Origin of the sequence: Pseudomonas mercuritolerans (assembly GCF_025706525.1) — a bacterium.
Lineage (GTDB): Bacteria > Pseudomonadota > Gammaproteobacteria > Pseudomonadales > Pseudomonadaceae > Aquipseudomonas > Aquipseudomonas mercuritolerans.
This window is the reverse complement of record NZ_JAMSHA010000003.1, coordinates 94,961-112,167: the sequence shown is the minus strand read 5'-3', so window position 1 is coordinate 112,167 and position 17,207 is coordinate 94,961. Positions and strand designations below refer to the sequence as shown.

Genomic DNA, 17,207 nt, shown 5'->3' with positions numbered 1-17,207 from the left:
AACCCAACGGGGATAAATCCCCTCGCCACGGGGGATCGCATTGCCACAAGGGATCCCATTGCCACGGTATCGATGGAAGGGAGCACTCGGTTTTGACTGAGATGATGACGGTGGCGAGGGGATTTATCCCCGCTCGGCTGCGTAGCAGTCGTGAAACCGGTACACGGGATTTGCCTGTAGAAACCGGTTCTCAAGGTTTGGGTCTGCTGCGCAGCCCAACGGGGATAAATCCTCTCGCCACGGGGGATCTCATTGCCTCAGAGGATCGCATTGCCACAGAAGATCGCATTGCCACAGCGGATGGTGGGGAGGGTGGGCGATGAGTCGGTTGCCTTACGCCTGGGCCAAGGCGCAGCGCATTCTGTTGCGCGATGGCGTGCTGACGGTGTGCCCGTCAACGCCCGGCTGGTCGATCAGCGAGGTGCGTCGGCAGTTCGGTGCGACGCAGGTTGAGCGGGTGCGTGATGACGAGCTCGACGGGTTGCTCGCCAGCGCTTACGCCGATACCGGCAGTGCGGCGGCGGTGGTCGGTGCCGCCGAGAACGAAGTCGATCTCGATCGACTGATGCAGGACATGCCGGAAATCACCGACCTGCTCGACACCCAGGACGGCGCGCCGGTGATTCGCATGATCAACGCCTTGCTCACCCAAGCCGCGCGCGACGAGGCCAGTGACATCCACATCGAGCCGTTCGAAACCCATTCGGTGGTGCGCTATCGCGTCGACGGCACCCTGCGGGATGTGGTCTCGCCGCGCAAGGCGTTGCACGGTGCGCTGGTGTCGCGGATCAAGATCATGGCCCAGCTCGACATCGCCGAAAAACGCCTGCCGCAGGACGGTCGTATTGCCTTGCGCGTGGCGGGGCGGCCGATCGATATTCGTGTGTCGACGGTGCCCACCGGCCATGGCGAACGCGTGGTGATGCGCCTGCTCGACAAACAGGCCGGGCGCTTGCATCTGGAAACCTTGGGCATGGATGCGCAGGTGCTGGCCAAGCTCGATCATCTGATCCGCCAGCCCCACGGCATCGTCCTGGTCACCGGGCCGACCGGCAGCGGCAAAACCACCAGCCTCTACGCGGCGCTGGCGCGGCTGGATGCGAGCACCAGCAACATCCTCACCGTGGAAGATCCGGTGGAATACGATTTGCCGGGGATCAGCCAGATTCAGGTCAACGCCAAGATCGACATGACCTTTGCCCTCGCGCTGCGGGCGATTCTGCGGCAGGACCCGGACATCATCATGATCGGCGAGATCCGCGATCTCGAGACTGCGCAAATCGCCGTGCAGGCCTCGCTCACCGGGCATTTGGTGCTGGCGACGCTGCACACCAACGACGCGGTGTCGGCAGTCAATCGCCTGATCGACATGGGCGTTGAGCCGTTCTTGCTCGCGTCATCCATGCTCGGCGTCCTCGCGCAACGTCTGGTGCGGCGCCTGTGCAATCAGTGCAAACAGGAAGATCCGGCCACGCCCGGCACCTGGCGTCCGGTCGGCTGCGCAGCGTGCAATCACACCGGTTACAGCGGCCGCACCGGCATTCACGAATTGTTCTGCATCGACGACGACATCCGCACGCTGATTCACCAAGGGGCAGGGGAGCAGGCCCTGCGGGCGGCGGCGTCGAAAGCGGGCATGTTCAGCCTGCGTGAGGACGGTGAGCGCTGGATTCGCAGCGGTGCCACCGCGCCGGAAGAAATCCTTCGCGTGACACGGGACGCCTGATGAATCGCTACCGCTTTGAAGCGGCGGATGCCACCGGGAAAATCGAGTCCGGGCACCTTGAGGCGGACAGCCAGAGCGCGGCGTTCAGTGCCTTGCGCGGACGTGGATTGACGGCGCTGTCGGTGCACGAGGAAAGTAACGTCGCCCGACACGGTGGCGGCGGTTTGTTCAGCGCCAGACTCTCCGACAACGACCTCGCCTGGGCCACGCGGCAACTGGCGAGCCTGCTCGGTGCCAGCCTGCCATTGGAAGCCGCGTTGAGCGCGACGGTCGAGCAGGCCGAAAAAAAGCACATCGCCCAGACCCTCAGCGCCGTGCGCGCCGATGTGCGCAGCGGCATGCGTCTGGCGGAATCGCTGGCGTCGCGGCCACGGGATTTTCCCGAGATTTACCGCGCGCTGATTGCCGCTGGCGAAGAGTCCGGCGATCTGGCGCAGGTGATGGAGCGGCTGGCCGATTACATCGAGGAACGCAACAACCTGCGCGGCAAGATTCTTACCGCGTTCATCTATCCCGGTGTGGTCGGGCTGGTATCGATCGGCATTGTGATTTTCCTCCTCAGCTACGTGGTGCCGCAGGTGGTCAGCGCGTTCTCTCAAGCGCGGCAGGATTTGCCGGGGCTGACGCTGGCGATGCTCACGGCCAGTGATTTCATTCGCGCGTGGGGCTGGTTGTGTGCGGCGCTCATGGCCGGGGCGTTCTGGAGTTGGCGTTTGTATTTGCGCAATCCGGCGGCGCGCTTGAGCTGGCACCACCGGGTGCTGAAACTGCCGCTGTTCGGGCGTTTCATTCTCGGCCTGAACACTGCGCGGTTCGCCTCAACACTGGCGATCCTCGGCGGCGCCGGGGTGCCGTTGTTGCGTGCATTGGAAGCGGCGCGGCAGACATTGTCCAACGACCGCTTGAGCCTGAGCGTCAGCGAGGCCACGGCGAAGGTGCGCGAAGGCGTCAACCTCGCCGCCGCGCTGCGGGTGGAGAATGTCTTCCCGCCGGTGCTGATTCACCTGATCGCCAGCGGCGAAAAAACCGGCTCGCTGCCGCCGATGCTCGAGCGCGCGGCACAGACCTTGTCGCGGGACATTGAGCGACGGGCGATGGGCATGACCGCGTTGCTCGAGCCGCTGATGATTGTGGTGATGGGCGGGGTGGTGCTGGTGATTGTGATGGCGGTGTTGTTGCCGATTATTGAGATCAACCAGTTGGTGCAGTAGCCCAGTTTGATGTCGGCCGGGCCGGCCTCTTCGCGAGCAGGCTCGCTCCCACAGAGGAACGCATTTCAACTGTGGGAGCGAGCCTGCTCGCGAAAGCGCCAGTCCCGACAACACAAAACTCAAATATTTTGCACCGGCCTGACCCTCACCCGAGTCCCGAGCCCGCCATCCTCGGGTTCTCCATTCTGTCATCTGCAACCACCCGCCAACGCCTCCAGCCCGATTCAGCCAAACCCCGACCCAGACGCGCCGCAACCCACCGCAAACACCCGAGAAATCCGTACCAGAATCCCCCCGCAGCTCCCGAGGTTTTTTCCTTTATCTGTCACCGGAAGCTGCGAATTTCTCTCTGCGGCTCCACCACGGTGGACCCTCCCGGTGTCATGCAAGCCTTCCGAAACCTGTGTTCCAAACCAAGTTGAAAAGGAGATTCTTCATGTTCAAGCGCACTCTGATCGCCGCCTCACTGACCGTCGCCGCTCTGGCTTCCGCCCAGGCCATGGCCGTAACTGGTGGTGGCGCCTCGCTGCCTGCCGCACTGTACAAAGGTTCTGCCAACAGCATCCTGCCTGCCAACTTCAGCTACGCCGTGACCGGTAGCGGCATTGGCAAAAGTGCTTTCCTGACCAACAACGCTTCGCAATTTGGCACCACCGGCACAGTGCACTTTGCTGCCAGCGATTCGATTCTCAGCGCTACCGAACTCAGCAACTACACCGCCAACTTCGGTACTTCCTACGGCCCGCTGATTCAGTTGCCATCGGTTGCGACCTCGGTGGCGATCCCTTACAAAAAAACTGGCAACACCACCCTCAACCTGACCAGCACGCAACTGTGCGACGCATTGTCCGGTGCCAAGATCACTTGGGGTGAATTACTCAACAACGACGCCAAAACCGACCCGACACTGATCCGCGTGGTTTATCGCACGGCTTCCAGCGGCACCACTGAAATTCTCACCCGTCACCTGAACTCGGTGTGCCCTGGCAAGTTCGCCGTCGGCACTACCTTTACCAGCGCTCGTCTGGGTGGCTCTCCGCTGCCAGGCAACTGGGTAGGTGTGGTCAACACCGCTGAAGTTGCTACTGCCGTCAACGCTGTGGACGGTTCGATCGGTTATGTCGGTCCGGACGGTGTGAACGCCTCGAGCAACGCCGTTGTGGCGCGCATCAACGGTGTTCAGCCTACCAGCGCCAACGTCAACGCTGCCTTGTCGTCGGCTGCTCTGCCAGCCACCCCATCCAACCCGGCGCAGTGGGTACCGGTCGTAGCCAACCCAAGTACCGGCTATGCCATGGCGGCCTACACCAACTTCATCTTCGGCCAGTGCTACAAGGACGCAGCGGTTGCCGCTGACGTGAAGGCCTTCCTGACCCAGCACTACAGCATTCCGGGCAACGCTGCCGCTACTGCTGCCCACGGTTTCATTCCGGTTCCAACCAACTGGAAAAACGCTGTGACCGCCAACTTCGTCACCAACTCCACCGGCAACAACCTGGACATCAACAACGCCAGCGTCTGCAACGGCGTGGGTCGTCCTTTGTAAGTCCTGCTACACGCGCAATGAAATGGCAGCAGCCTTCGGGCTGCTGCCATTTTTTTTGGCCGATCTACACCTCAATCATGAAGTTTGTGTGACATCCGTTCGGTCGTGCCTCGCGCCAACTGCCTATGTCGTAACAGCAGGTTTTCGCTGGCCTGCAGCCTTATGTGGCAATCAAAAAGGATCTCGTAGTGATGCTCGCTCGCCCATCCCGTCGCAGTACCCGTGCTCAAAATCTCAAGCGTGAGGTCAACGACCCGGGGTTGTGGCTGCTCAAGCCCTTGGCGCACGCGGTGGCGTTGTGTCTGGTGGCGGGCAGTGCGCAGGCGCAAACGGCGTTCAGTTCGAGCTGGTTTGCCGCCAAGGGCGCTGCGCAACAAGCGACGGCCGCTCGACCAAGTATGGGAGGGCTGCCGGGGATGACGCCACCATTGGCGCAGCAGCAAAAAGCCAATCAGCAATTGCAGCGTTCATTGCAGACGCTCAACAACACCGTGGCGGCGATTGCCGCGCAACAGGCGGCGCAGGCGGCCGGGCGTGCGGTGGCCCTGGGCAGTGTGCAAAACGTGCCGGACGGGTTGGGCGACGGCGGCTTGAAGGTCGACAACAGCCTCACCCAGGGTTGGCTGAACGCCAAGGGGCCGCAGCAGACGCAAGCCGATGGCAAGACCAACGTGAAGATCGAGCAGACGGCCGACAAGGCCATTCTCAACTGGGAGACCTTCAACGTCGGGCGAAATACCACTGTCGAATTTGCTCAGCAGTCCAATTGGGCCGTGCTCAACCGTGTCAACGATCCGAACGCACGCGCCAGTCAGATCCAGGGCCAGATCAGGGGCGACGGCACAGTGATGCTGATCAACCGCAACGGCATCGTGTTCAGTGGCAGCAGCCAGGTCAACGTGCGCAACCTGGTGGCCGCCGCCGCCAATATCACCGATATCCAGTTCCGGGATCGTGGTCTGTATTTCGATAGCAACGGCAGCCAACCGACGTTCACCGATGCCGCCGGCAAGGTGCTGGTGGAGCGCGGTGCGGTGCTTGAAACCCACAAGCCCGCCGTCTCGACCGACGCCGGCGGCTATACGCTGTTGCTCGGTAAAGACGTGATCAATGACGGCACCATCAACACCGTCAAAGGCCAGACCGTGCTGGGTGCCGGTGATCGTTTTTACATCCGCAAAGGCTCAGGCACGGAAGGCAACACGTTTTCGACAACCTTCGGCAACGAAGTCACGCCTGGCTTCAAGGCTTTGGAAAGTGGTGGGCGGGTCAGCAACAACGGGTTGATTCAGGCTGCCACGGGTGACATCACCCTGACCGGGCATGAGGTGGAGCAGGGCGGCGTGTTGCTGAGCAGCACCTCGGTCGCCACTCGCGGGACCATCCATTTGCTCAATCCGGCGAGTGACACGAGCGGCAGCGTGACCCTGGCGCCCGGCAGTGTCACGGCGGTCCTGCTCGACAGCAGCGACCTGACGGCGCTGGACAGTCAGCATCAGGCGGCCCTGAGCGGGGTCAGCCTCAATAACAGGATTCGCGGCGATCAGTCGCGTATCGATCTCCAGAGCGGTGGCAGCGTCGATTTCCAGAACGGTTCGATCACCCTGGCCACCGGCGGCCAGGTCGCTGTCAGCGCGCAGCGTCGCAGCCTGGTTGGCGAAGGCGCGGTGATCGACGTTTCCGGCGCCGTCGGCGTCAAGGTGGCGATGGAATCGAACAACATCAAGATCAACGTGCAGGGCAACGAGCAGCGCGATGCGTCGGTCAACCGCGAGAACGGCGCGCTCAACAGTAACGATGTCTGGGTCGATGTGCGTGAACTGGTCTACGTGCCGGCCGGCACCAATGGCTATGCGACGGACCGTTGGTACACGGCCGGTGGCCTGCTGGAAGTCGGCGGTTATCTGGGCACCCAGGGGCATGGCATCGGCGAGTGGATGGCGCAGGGCGGCACAGTGAGTTTTGCCGGCAACGACGTGGTCACTCGTAAGGGATCACTGATCAACCTGTCCGGCGGTACCCTCGATGTGCAAAGCGGTGAGATTCGACAGAGCTGGCTGCGCGGTGCAGACGGTCGCCTGTATGAAGTCTCGCGTGCGCCGGGGGATCAGCTCTACACCGGTTTGTACAAGGGCTACGAGGATGAAAGTGAGCGGTGGGGCCAGACCCGCACGTTCTACAACCCGCTGATTGCACCGTCGAGTCGCAGAGAGTCGGGTTACACGGTTGGTCGCGATGCCGGACAACTGCTGGTCAGCACTGTCAACGCGGTGCTGGGCGGGCAACTGCTGGGTGAGGTTTTCCAGGGTGAGCGACAGACCCAGGCTCCGCGTGCGGTCATCGACGGTTATGAGCAGAGCCAGACTGCGCTGGCACGGCGCGCGCAATTGATTGTCGGCAGTTATCTGCCGAGCTATCAGGCGGCGTCGGGCGGATTGCGCTACACCCTCAATCCGCTGCTGGATCAGGTCCTGATTGGCGGCGAAGGGCGGGACGAGGAATCCACCGAGGAGCTGAACGGCGCCGTCGCGCAAGACCGTCAGGGCAAGTTGTTGCTCGACGCCGGCCAGCTCAATGGTTTTGATCTCGGCGCACTGAAGATCTCGGCGCTTGAGCGGATTGAAGTGAACGACGCGCTCAAGGTAGACGCCGGTGGTGACATCACGCTGTACGCACCGGATGTCCGCGTTGCGGCCAACCTGACGGCGCGCGGCGGCAGTCTGAACCTGGGCAACGTGTTGAACCAACTGCGCAGCACCACCCTTGATGACATGCTGATTGCGGCACCGGCGGGTGATCCGGTGCAGGTAACGATCGCCAGGGACGTACGCCTCGACACCCGTGGTCTCTGGAGCAATCTGCGCACCAATCCGGACGATGTGGCAAGTCTCGGCTACCTGAACGGCGGCCGGATCTCGATCCGCAGCAGTGGCGATATCGATGTTGCGACGGGCAGCTTGATCGATGTGTCGTCCGGTGCTGCGATTCTGGCCAATGGCAAGACCCGGGGTGGCAAGGGTGGCGACGTGAGTCTTGAGTCCGGCGCGATTTCCGCGCTGGGCGATTCGCATCTGACGATGGCCGGCGACATCTTCGGGCATGGCGTGACGGGCGGCGGTGCGCTGGCTATCCAGGCTAACCGGGTGCGGATCGGTGCGTCCGCAGACAGGCTGCCCGAACATGCCTTGCAGCTGACGCCCGAGTTGTTCGACAACGGTTTCTCCGCCTACCGGGTCACCGGCCTGAACGGGCTGGAGGTGACAGCGGGCACACAAATCGATGTGACGATGCCGGTCTACCGTTTTGCAGACACAACGCTGAATCCGGGCAGCGGGGTCGAACCGAGCCAGGCGATGGAACTGTGGACGCCCACGCTGTATCAGGAAGACCCGCTCAAGGGCGTACTGAGCCAGCGCGCCGGTGCGAATCTGGCGCTGCAGGCCGGCTCGAGTGAACTCGACCGGTTCGACACCGCCAGCACCCTGACGCTGGGCCGCGCATCGCGCATCACCGTCGATCCCGGACAGCGGATCAATCTGCGCGGGACCGGGCAGATCACCCTCGAAGGCGAACTGCAGGCCTGGGGCGGAACCCTGGATATACGTCAGCAACAGTTCGGTTCGATCGACGTCGCCACTTCACAGCAACAAGCCGACAGCAAGGCGCACAACCGCTCGATCTGGGTCGGCGAGCAAGCGCAGCTGGACGTTGCGGGGCGTGCCCACACGGCTGTCGATGCGTCGGGTCGGGTCTACGGTCAGGTCGACAAGGGCGGCAGCATTATCATCGGCGGCGAAATCGATCCCAAGCGAGCGACGGCGACGGCGGCCGATGCGTTTGTGGTTGTGCGCGAAGGCGCACGTCTGGATGCCTCCGGAACGCAGGCCGTGCTGGACATCTCCGGGCAGGGGCCGACTCGCGTTGCCTCGGATGGCGGACGTATCAGCCTGAGCTCCTATAACGGCCTGTGGATCAATGGTCAGCTGCGCGCTGCTTCAGGTGGCAGCGGTGCTGCCGGCGGACGGCTGGAGGTAGCCCTGGAGACCCCGCTGTACGCTACGCAGAAGGCGAGTGCCGAGGTTCTGCGAGCTCGGGAAATCGTTATTGGCCAGGGGCCGGACGATGCAGTGTTGCCCCTGGACCTCAAGCCCGGTGACGCCGCGAACAACCTTCGTTACGGCCATGCCCGCCTGAGCACCGATACGTTGATGTCGGGCGGATTCGACAATCTGAGCGTGTTCAGCAACGGCCTCTTGTCATTTGACGGCGACGTCGACCTGCACATCAATCAGAGTCTGAATCTCTATGCTGGGGCCTTGTCCCTGGCGCAGACTTCCAGCGACTCGACGCGGGTCGATCTATCAGCGCCTTCCGTGCGGCTGTCCGGTGTGGGGACTTATTACGGCGTGGTGGACACCATTCGCCCCCGGGTCCTGAACAGTCCGACTGCGCAAGTTTCGCCGGCGCAGTTCAACGTGAATGCCAACGTTCTGGATATTGCCAACAGCCTGTCGTTCGGCGCGCATGGGTCGATCTTGCAGAACAAAGACGCCCCGGTTGAGGTCAGCCGTCGCGGCTTTGATCAGGTATCGCTGACCAGCACCGGGGACGTGCGGTTTCTGGCGCCCGTCAGTGGCCAAGTGAAGTCAGAGTTGTGGACACCAGGGGATCTGAATCTTCGCGCTGCGCAGATCTACCCTGCGAGCGGGGTCTCGGCCGAAGTCCGGGTCGGCTATCAGAGTCAGAGTTCTCTCGCCGATACCCATCGGACATTGCGCATTACTGGCCAGGGTACGGCGCCGACAGCGCTGCCGTACTCGGTGTTTGGCACGCTGGCGATGAGCGCCAGCCGGATCGATCAGGGCGGTGTTCTGCGTGCGCCTCTGGGCGTGATCAGTCTGGGTGATGATCTGCTGATCAAAACCCGGGAACTGCGCCTGTTGCCCGGCAGTACGACGTCGGTCAGTGCGGCCGGTCTGGTGATGCCTTATGGTGGCACCACCGACGGTATCGAATACCTTTACAACGGCGCACCGATCACATTGAAAGGCATCAGTGGCGACAGCGCCGGGGTGAACCTGCGCTCGCAGTACGTGGATGTGCAGTCCGGCGCGTTGATCGACCTCTCGGGCGGCGGAGATTTGCGCGGTGCCGGGTTTGTCTCCGGTCGCGGTGGCTCCACCGATGCGCGGTTCAGTCCGTTGGTGCGCAATGCCAGCGATGGCACGTTCAGTCTGCCGGGGCTGGCCAGCAACCCGGTGTACGCCATTGTCCCGGGCGATCAGAGCGCCTACGCACCGATACTGGGGGAAGCGGGAGCGGTCGATCCGCGAATCGGCCAGCAGATCACCCTGGGCACCGGCGTGCCAGGGTTGGCGGCAGGCACTTATACACTGTTGCCTTCCACCTTCACGTTGCTGCCCGGCGCGTTCCGGGTCGAAGTCAACGGCCAGGCCGCCCCCGGCGCCAGCAACGGCGCGGTTGCAATGCGCAACGGCTCGTGGACAAGCAGTGCGCGGATGTCGATTGCCAATACCGGCGTGCGGGAAAGTCTCGCCAGCCAGGTCATCGTGACATCGGCGGATGTGTTACGGCGTTACTCGCAATACAACGAAACCACACTGGAGCAGTTCATCGTCAGCGATGCAGCGCGCCGGGGTGTTCCGCGTGCGCTGGCGCCCATGGATGCCAAAGCGCTCAACCTGTTTGTCATCGCGGGGGGTAATCACGATACCGCGCTGGATTTCAATGGCCGGATCGCCTTCGCCGCCGCCAAGGGAGGCGTGGCCGGGACGGCTGTGATTCGTGGCGGCAGTGGCGCCAACTTCGAGATTCTCGGCCCCGGACAGTCAGCCACGAAAGACTTTGCCGGCGTCTCGCTGAGTGCCGATACGCTCAACCGGCTCGGCGCTTCTCGTCTGGCGATCGGTGCGAGCCCGACGGTGAATTACGGCTCGGCCGGCAATATCGTCAGTTTCACGGGCAGTACCTACAACATCACCTTGCGTGAAGGTGCGCTGCTTTCAGCACCGGAAGTGCTGCTCTGGACCAACAATGGCAACGGTGCCATCACGGTTGAGGCCGGTGCCGGCATCAATTCCCTGGGCCGCAGCGAGGTGCCGTACGACTCCTCGAACGGTTTTGTCTATCAGCCCGGCGCCGCAAGTCTGCTGGTGGTGTCCAACGGCTGGACGAATGTGCTGGCGCCAGAGGTCAACGCCAGCACTGCGTCTGGCAGCATCCGCATCGGCACCTGTAATCACCAGGCATGCGCCAATCCGGCGATGCTCTATTCCAATGGCAGCATTACGGCGGCCACCAACAATCAGTTCGAACTGGCCGAAGCGGTGCGTTTCGGCACCCGTCACCTGGCATTGGCTGTGGGTGCGGTCAACATCGGTACCGCTGAAACACTGGCGGCGGCCGGTCGCCTGCCTGCCGGGCTGACGTTGAGTCAGGGCGTGCTGGACCGCTTGCTGCGCGGCGATACTCAGTTTGCTGCGCCAGCTCTGGAAACGCTCAGCCTGACCGCTCGCGACGCGTTGAACTTTTATGGCAGCGTCGCGCTGGACACCGTGGATCCTCAGACCGGGCGCAGCAAGTTGCAGAATTTGATCATCACGACCCCGGCGATGTACGGCCTGGGCGATACGAGCGACGTGGCGACCATCCGCACAGCCAACCTGATCTGGAACGGCGCCACTCAGGCGCCCGGGGCCGTGGCCAGCGGTGGTGCGGGCAGCGGACACGGCACGCTGGACATTGAGGCTCAGCGCATCGATTTTGGCTACGGCCCTTATTCCCAACCCAACGGCCTGGATCAGAACGCTCGTCTTGCGCTGGGCTTTGCCAACGTCAACCTCAACGCCAGTGATCGTATCACCGCCAACCACAAGGGCAGCCTCGCGGTTTATGAAACGCAGGGGGCTTACGACCCGATCAAGGGTTATCTCTACAGCGGCGGCAACCTGAACCTGCGCACACCTCTGCTGACCGGGGAGGCCGGCTCGGTGAATGCGCTCAAGGCCGGCGGCAGTCTGGTATTGAGCGGACCGGCCGGGACGGCGCTCGCCGATGCACTGGGTGCCGAACTGACGCTGGAGGGGCGTAACGTGGTGCTCGACGGCCGGATTGCGCTGGCCAGCGGCAAATTGCAGGTCAAGGCCGTCGGCGATCTGACCCTCACGAGCGGAGCGAACCTGGACCTGGCGGGCCGCACCTTGCCATTCAACGATATCAACCAGTACAGCTGGGGCGGCGACGTGGCGTTGTACAGCCGCGACGGCAATATTCGTCAGGCGAGCGGCTCGCGCATCGATCTGTCGGCGCAGAACAATCAGGCCGGCAATCTGAGTGTCGTGGCACTGTCAGACACCGCAGGCGAGGTCGATCTGCAGGGTGAGATCCGTGGCAGCAGTACAGGGCATTACGATGCCGGCGGCACGTGGGTACCTTACAAATCCGCTGGCGTGGACATCCGCGCGCAACACTTGGGTGGCGCACTGAATGAACAGTTTGCTGCGCTCAACCAACGCTTGAACGCCGGCCAAGTCTTCGGCAGTCGCAGCTTCCAGTTCAAACAGGGCGATCTGGTGGTCGGCGATGGCCTCAAGGCGGGCGAGGTCTCGGTATCGCTAGACAACGGCAGCCTGACGGTGAACGGCCTGGTCGATGCCAGCGGCGAACGGGTCGGCAACATTCGCCTGGCCGCCGCCCATGGCCTGAATGTGGCGGGCGGTGCGGTGCTGGATGCTCACGGTCGGGTACTGCGGGTCGACAGTTACGGCAAGATTATCGACGCGCCCAACCGGGCCATGGTCGAACTCAGTTCCGGCGACGGCCTGCTGACACTCGCTCCCGGTGCGCGGATAGACCTGCGCCATGGCACGGACGCGGCAGTCGGCACACTGGCGGGTCAGAATGACGGTCGCCTGCGCGGCACGCTGGAGCTGAACGTACCGCGACTGGGCGCCGATGACATCGCCATCGACGCCCCTGGCGCGTTGATCATCCAGGGCGCGCGGTCCATCGGTCTCAATGCCGTGCGCCGCTATACCGATGCCGCCGACGGGGTGGATCCAGCGGCCAGCGGCCGGCCTTATCAAATCATCGACCAGGCTTACCTGAACCGCATCCACGCTGACAACGACCTGTTCATCAATGCAGCCTTGGGCAACAGTGATCTGTTGCAGCGCAAACTGGCAGGGTTGAACAATGCGCGGTATGCCGATGCCTTCCATTTGCGCCCAGGCGTAGAGATTGCGAGTAAAACCGCCGACGGCGATCTGGTGGTACAGGGCGATCTGGACTTGTCCGGCTATCGCTACGCCAGTCTCAACCCGAACACCGGCAAAACTTCGGTGTACGGTTCTGGCGAGGCGGGGAGCCTGGTGATTCGAGCCGGAGGGGACCTGGATATCTACGGCAGCATCAACGATGGTTTCGCGCCGCCACCGGAAACCGTGGACGATGCCGGATGGAAATTGCTACCGGGCGTCCAGCCGTTTGGCGGCGATCTGATTGTGCCGGGCGCAGGCGTGACACTGGCCGAGGGCACGTTGTTCCCAGCGGGCGTCAAGCTGAACTATGACCTGCCGATCCAGGCCGCCGTCCTCGCCAGCGGTACGCTGTTGCCCACCGAGGCCGTGCTCGCCGGCCCCTACACTCTGCCGGCCGGCACCGTGTTGAGCGCAGCCGTACACGATGCCTCCGGTAACCTGCTGTATGGCGCCGGAACGCTGCTCACTGACAGTGTGATGTTGCCAGCCGGCAGCCGCCTCGGCGCCGGGACCCGCCTCGGTCAGGCTACCGGGATGCAGGCCATGCTCTGGCCAAAAGGCGTGCCGTTGCCCAGTGTTCTGGATGACCAGCAGCGTTCGGTGGGTGTGAAGTTGAATGGGGCGCTGGCGCTGCTGCGTGGTTCCCTGATTCCGTCGATGACCGATGTGGTGCTGGCCGCCGACACACCCTTTATCGAACTTCGTTCATTGAACGGTACACGCCAGGGCGCGAACTGGGCGATCGCGAGCATGTTGCCGTCGGGCAGCGCCTCGTGGTCGATGCGGATGGTTGCGGGTGCCGACCTGCAAGCCGCTGACAGTCGTGTGGTGAAACCCGTCACCAGTACCGGTGACTTGCGGCTGGCGGACACCCACCTCGGGATTCTTGTCACTGAGAAAAAGCTCGACAGCACCTGGTCGGCGGATAACCCGCTGGGGTATCCGGCGGGCAGCGTCGTCAGCGATGAGGATAGTTTCTGGTGCGAATTGATTCCCGGGGTCTGTCTCCCTCCGGCCAAGTTCCTGTGGGCGGATGGCAACATGATGGGCATACCCGCCGGAACCCCGGTCAGTGACGACGATCTGTTCTGGTGCGACATCGACCCGGGGAACTGCCTGGCCAACAAGGGCGGGATAAACGCCAGTCCCCATTCGCAGATGTTCAGCGTGCTTCGCACCGGTACTGGCGATCTGGATTTGATGGCCGCTGGCAATCTGAGCATGAACTCACCGTTCGGCGTTTATACGGCGGGCACTCAGTCCAGCGATGTCGATTCACGTTTCAACCAGGCCCGCGGCCGCTTGTCTGACGATGGATCGATACTGGGCAGCGCCGGCAGTGCTTACGAAAAATGGGTCAATGGCGGTTCGGAGAGCCTGTATCAGGCGTGGTATCCGCAGATGGGCGGCAACCTGACCATCGGTGCCGGTGGCTCGGTGTCGGGGGACACGCTCGGGCGGCGCGGCTATGTAATGAACGCGCCACTGCGCGAACAGGTATCCAGCGTTGCTGTGGGCAACTGGCTCTGGCGTCAGGGTGATGGCAAGGCGGATCTGCCTACGGCCTGGTGGATCAACTTCGGCAGCTACGCCACGCAGCCCTTGCCGGACCAGAGCACCGACACCGGGTCATACCTGGTCGGCTTCACCGGCTTCGGCACATTGGGCGGCGGCAATATCAGCCTGCGCGCTGGCGCGGATGCAGGCATGCTCAGGCCCATGGGCGATCAGTTGCTTAATCCCCGCAGTCAGGGACTGATCGTGGCGGTGGGCAGCACCGGCCGCGTTGGCGCTGACGGTAGCCTGCAGTTGACTGGCGGTGGCGACATGGACATTCGTCTCGGTGGCATGCTCAATCCGTCATTGCAGGCGAGGTCGGGGCAAAACGGCACGACACCGCCGCGACACGACCTTCAAGGCGTCCTGATCAATCTACGGGGTGCGGCACAGCTGACCGGCGCTGCTGCGGGTGCAATCAACCTGCAATATGGCGTCGAGCAATTCCAGCAGGACGCCCGGGAAACCAGAGCCTACGATTTGTTCAGTGCCAGCACCGGAGCGGCGGGCGGTGGCGTGGTATTGATACCGGGTGATTCGGGGATGCGCATCAGTACACGCGGCGACCTGGTGATGGGGGGTGCGGCGGACCCGGGTCGGGTAAGGCTGCAGAACTCCACGCCGTTCACCACTGACAGTGGTGTGGTCCATGCGGGTGGCGGACTGAGCGGTTTCTCGTTGTGGACCGGGCACACGGCCATAGATCTGTTTTCCGCTGGGGGCAATCTCACACCGAGCACACAGATGGCTGAAGTCAGCACGACGTTGTCTCAACCCGTCAGCGCAATGAACAGCTCGCCGACTGATGGTCGCTTTGTATATCCCTCGATTCTTCGGGCCGTTGCAGCCAAGGGTTCCATCTACGTGGGACCGTCGGCCGCTTTTGGTGCAGCGAGCAATCTGTTCCCGGCGGTGGGGTACTCGCTATTGCTGGCGCCTTCGACAAACGGGCAATTGTCGTTGCTGGCTGGTGACTCCATCTACGCCGGCGGTTATGCAATCAATCAGTCCGGCGCGAGCCCGGGAGCCATCGCGACCCCGTTTGCGCCTTCCTTCTCCGGATACGGAGCCAGCACTGCAAACGTGCCGTTGGTCAGCAACTACAGCCCCGATGGTGTGATCCCGAGCAGAAACCTGCGTTATCCGCTGTTTGCGTTTGGCGCCGATACCTTCTCGGGGTCGAGTGATGTACAGGGTCCGGCGCGTTTCTATGCCTTGACCGGTGATCTGGTCGGTCTACGCAGCGGCGAAACCCTGAGCTTTTCCCCGTCCGCGCGTACCTGGTATGAAGCGGCGGGGCCGGTGTGGATGATGGCCGGTCGCGACATCGTCGGGTCCGGTACTTTCCTGGGGCAGCCGACAATCGCGCCGAATGAGGAATTGGGCGGAACCCGCCAAAGCGTCAGTTCGACCGGTAACCTGTTCATTCACAACGACCCGCGGGATGTCTCGCGCGTATCTGCCGGGCGCGACATTCTCTACAGCAGCTTCGATATCGCCGGTCCGGGCCTTTTGGATGTCAATGCCGGGCGCAACATCCTGATGGAGGACCGGGCCGCTATTACCAGCCTCGGACCGATCGCGGCGGGAGACAGCCGATCGGGGGCGAGCATCGTGATGCAAGCGGGTGCGGGCGCGCAGGGGCCGGATTACTCACGGTTCATTGCGCGTTATCTGAACCCGCAAAACGTAGCGGATTCAGCGGTGGCCCTCAGCGCGCAACCGGGCAAAGTGGTCAAGAGCTACGTCGATGAACTGCAGAGTTGGCTGAGCCTCGGTTATGGCTTCAAGGGTAGCGACCAACAGGCGCAAGCCTTCTTCGCCGCACTGCCGAGTACCGAACAGGCGATCTTCGCCCGCCAGGTGTACTTCGCCGAATTGCGCGCCGGTGGCCTGGAATACACCGATGCCGACGGCCCGCGCACAGGTAGTTACCTGCGCGGTCGCAACGCCATTGCGGCACTGTTCCCGACCACCGATGTGGCCGGTAATCCGATTCGCTACGACGGCGATATCACGATGTACGGCGGCGCCGGGGTCAAGACGCTGTTTGGCGGCGATATCCAGATGCTCACACCGGGCGGTGGCCAGGTGTTCGGCATCGAAGGCGCGGCGCCGCCGTCGACAGCGGGGATCATCACCCAAGGCTCGGGCGACATTCAGCTGTACTCGCAAGGCAGCATTCTGCTCGGCCAGAGCCGGATCATGACCACCTTTGGCGGCTCGATTCTCGGTTGGTCCGCCGAGGGCGACATCAACGCCGGTCGCGGCTCGAAAACCACCGTGGTCTATACGCCGCCAAAACGTGTCTACGACACCTGGGGCAACGTCACGCTGTCGCCGTCGGTGCCGAGCACCGGCGCCGGTATCGCCACGCTCAACCCGATTGCCGGAGTGGCACCGGGCAACATCGACCTGATCGCGCCACTGGGCACCATCGATGCCGGCGAAGCGGGGATTCGCGTGTCAGGCAACGTCAACATCGCCGCGCTGACGGTGGTCAATGCCGCGAACATTTCGGTGCAGGGCAAGGCAACCGGCGTGCCGGTGGTATCGGCGGTCAACACCGGCGCGATCACCTCGGCCAGTTCGGCGGCATCCTCCGCTACACAAGCGGCTGAAGACGTCGCGCGGCAGCAACAGGCAGCGGCGCGGCAGAACCAGGCCTCGGTGTTCACCGTGCAGGTGCTCAGCTTCGGCAACGAGCAACTGGCGCCGTCGCGTGATGGTGCCAGTCGCGCGCCAGCGCCGGGTTATAACCCGGACAGCCCGGTGCAGGTGCTGGGCGCCGGGGCGTTGGATGAACAGGCGAAACAGCAGCTGACCGAGGAGGAGCGTGGGCAGCTGACGTTGTAAAAGACTCTCGTGCAGTACGTTTGGGCGGCCGG

At 63.1% G+C, this 17,207-nt stretch carries 4 protein-coding genes; all 4 read left to right on the top strand.

Translation table 11 applies throughout. The features are described 5' to 3' along the window. Positions 1 to 319 precede the first annotated feature (319 nt). The 4 genes from gspE (at position 320) to ND528_RS08975 (ending at position 17,175) form a co-directional block, all read left to right on the top strand. On the top strand, positions 320 to 1,726 hold the full coding sequence (gene gspE, locus ND528_RS08990; protein ID WP_137213755.1) for a type II secretion system ATPase GspE: 1,407 nt from the start codon (positions 320 to 322) through the stop codon (positions 1,724 to 1,726). Further along, positions 1,726 to 2,937 (top strand): type II secretion system inner membrane protein GspF, encoded by a 1,212-nt coding sequence (gspF, locus tag ND528_RS08985; RefSeq protein WP_041480124.1) that lies wholly within the window; start codon positions 1,726 to 1,728, stop codon positions 2,935 to 2,937. The genes gspE and gspF overlap by 1 nt, the downstream gene beginning before the upstream one ends. A 436-nt stretch (positions 2,938 to 3,373) precedes the next feature. Further along, a complete protein-coding gene (locus tag ND528_RS08980) occupies positions 3,374 to 4,483 on the top strand; it encodes a substrate-binding domain-containing protein (RefSeq protein WP_137213753.1) in 1,110 nt (369 codons plus the stop codon). A gap of 191 nt (positions 4,484 to 4,674) precedes the next feature. Then, positions 4,675 to 17,175, top strand: coding sequence for a filamentous haemagglutinin family protein (locus ND528_RS08975; protein WP_263470142.1), 12,501 nt, complete (start codon positions 4,675 to 4,677; stop codon positions 17,173 to 17,175). The last annotated feature ends 32 nt before the right edge of the window (positions 17,176 to 17,207 follow it).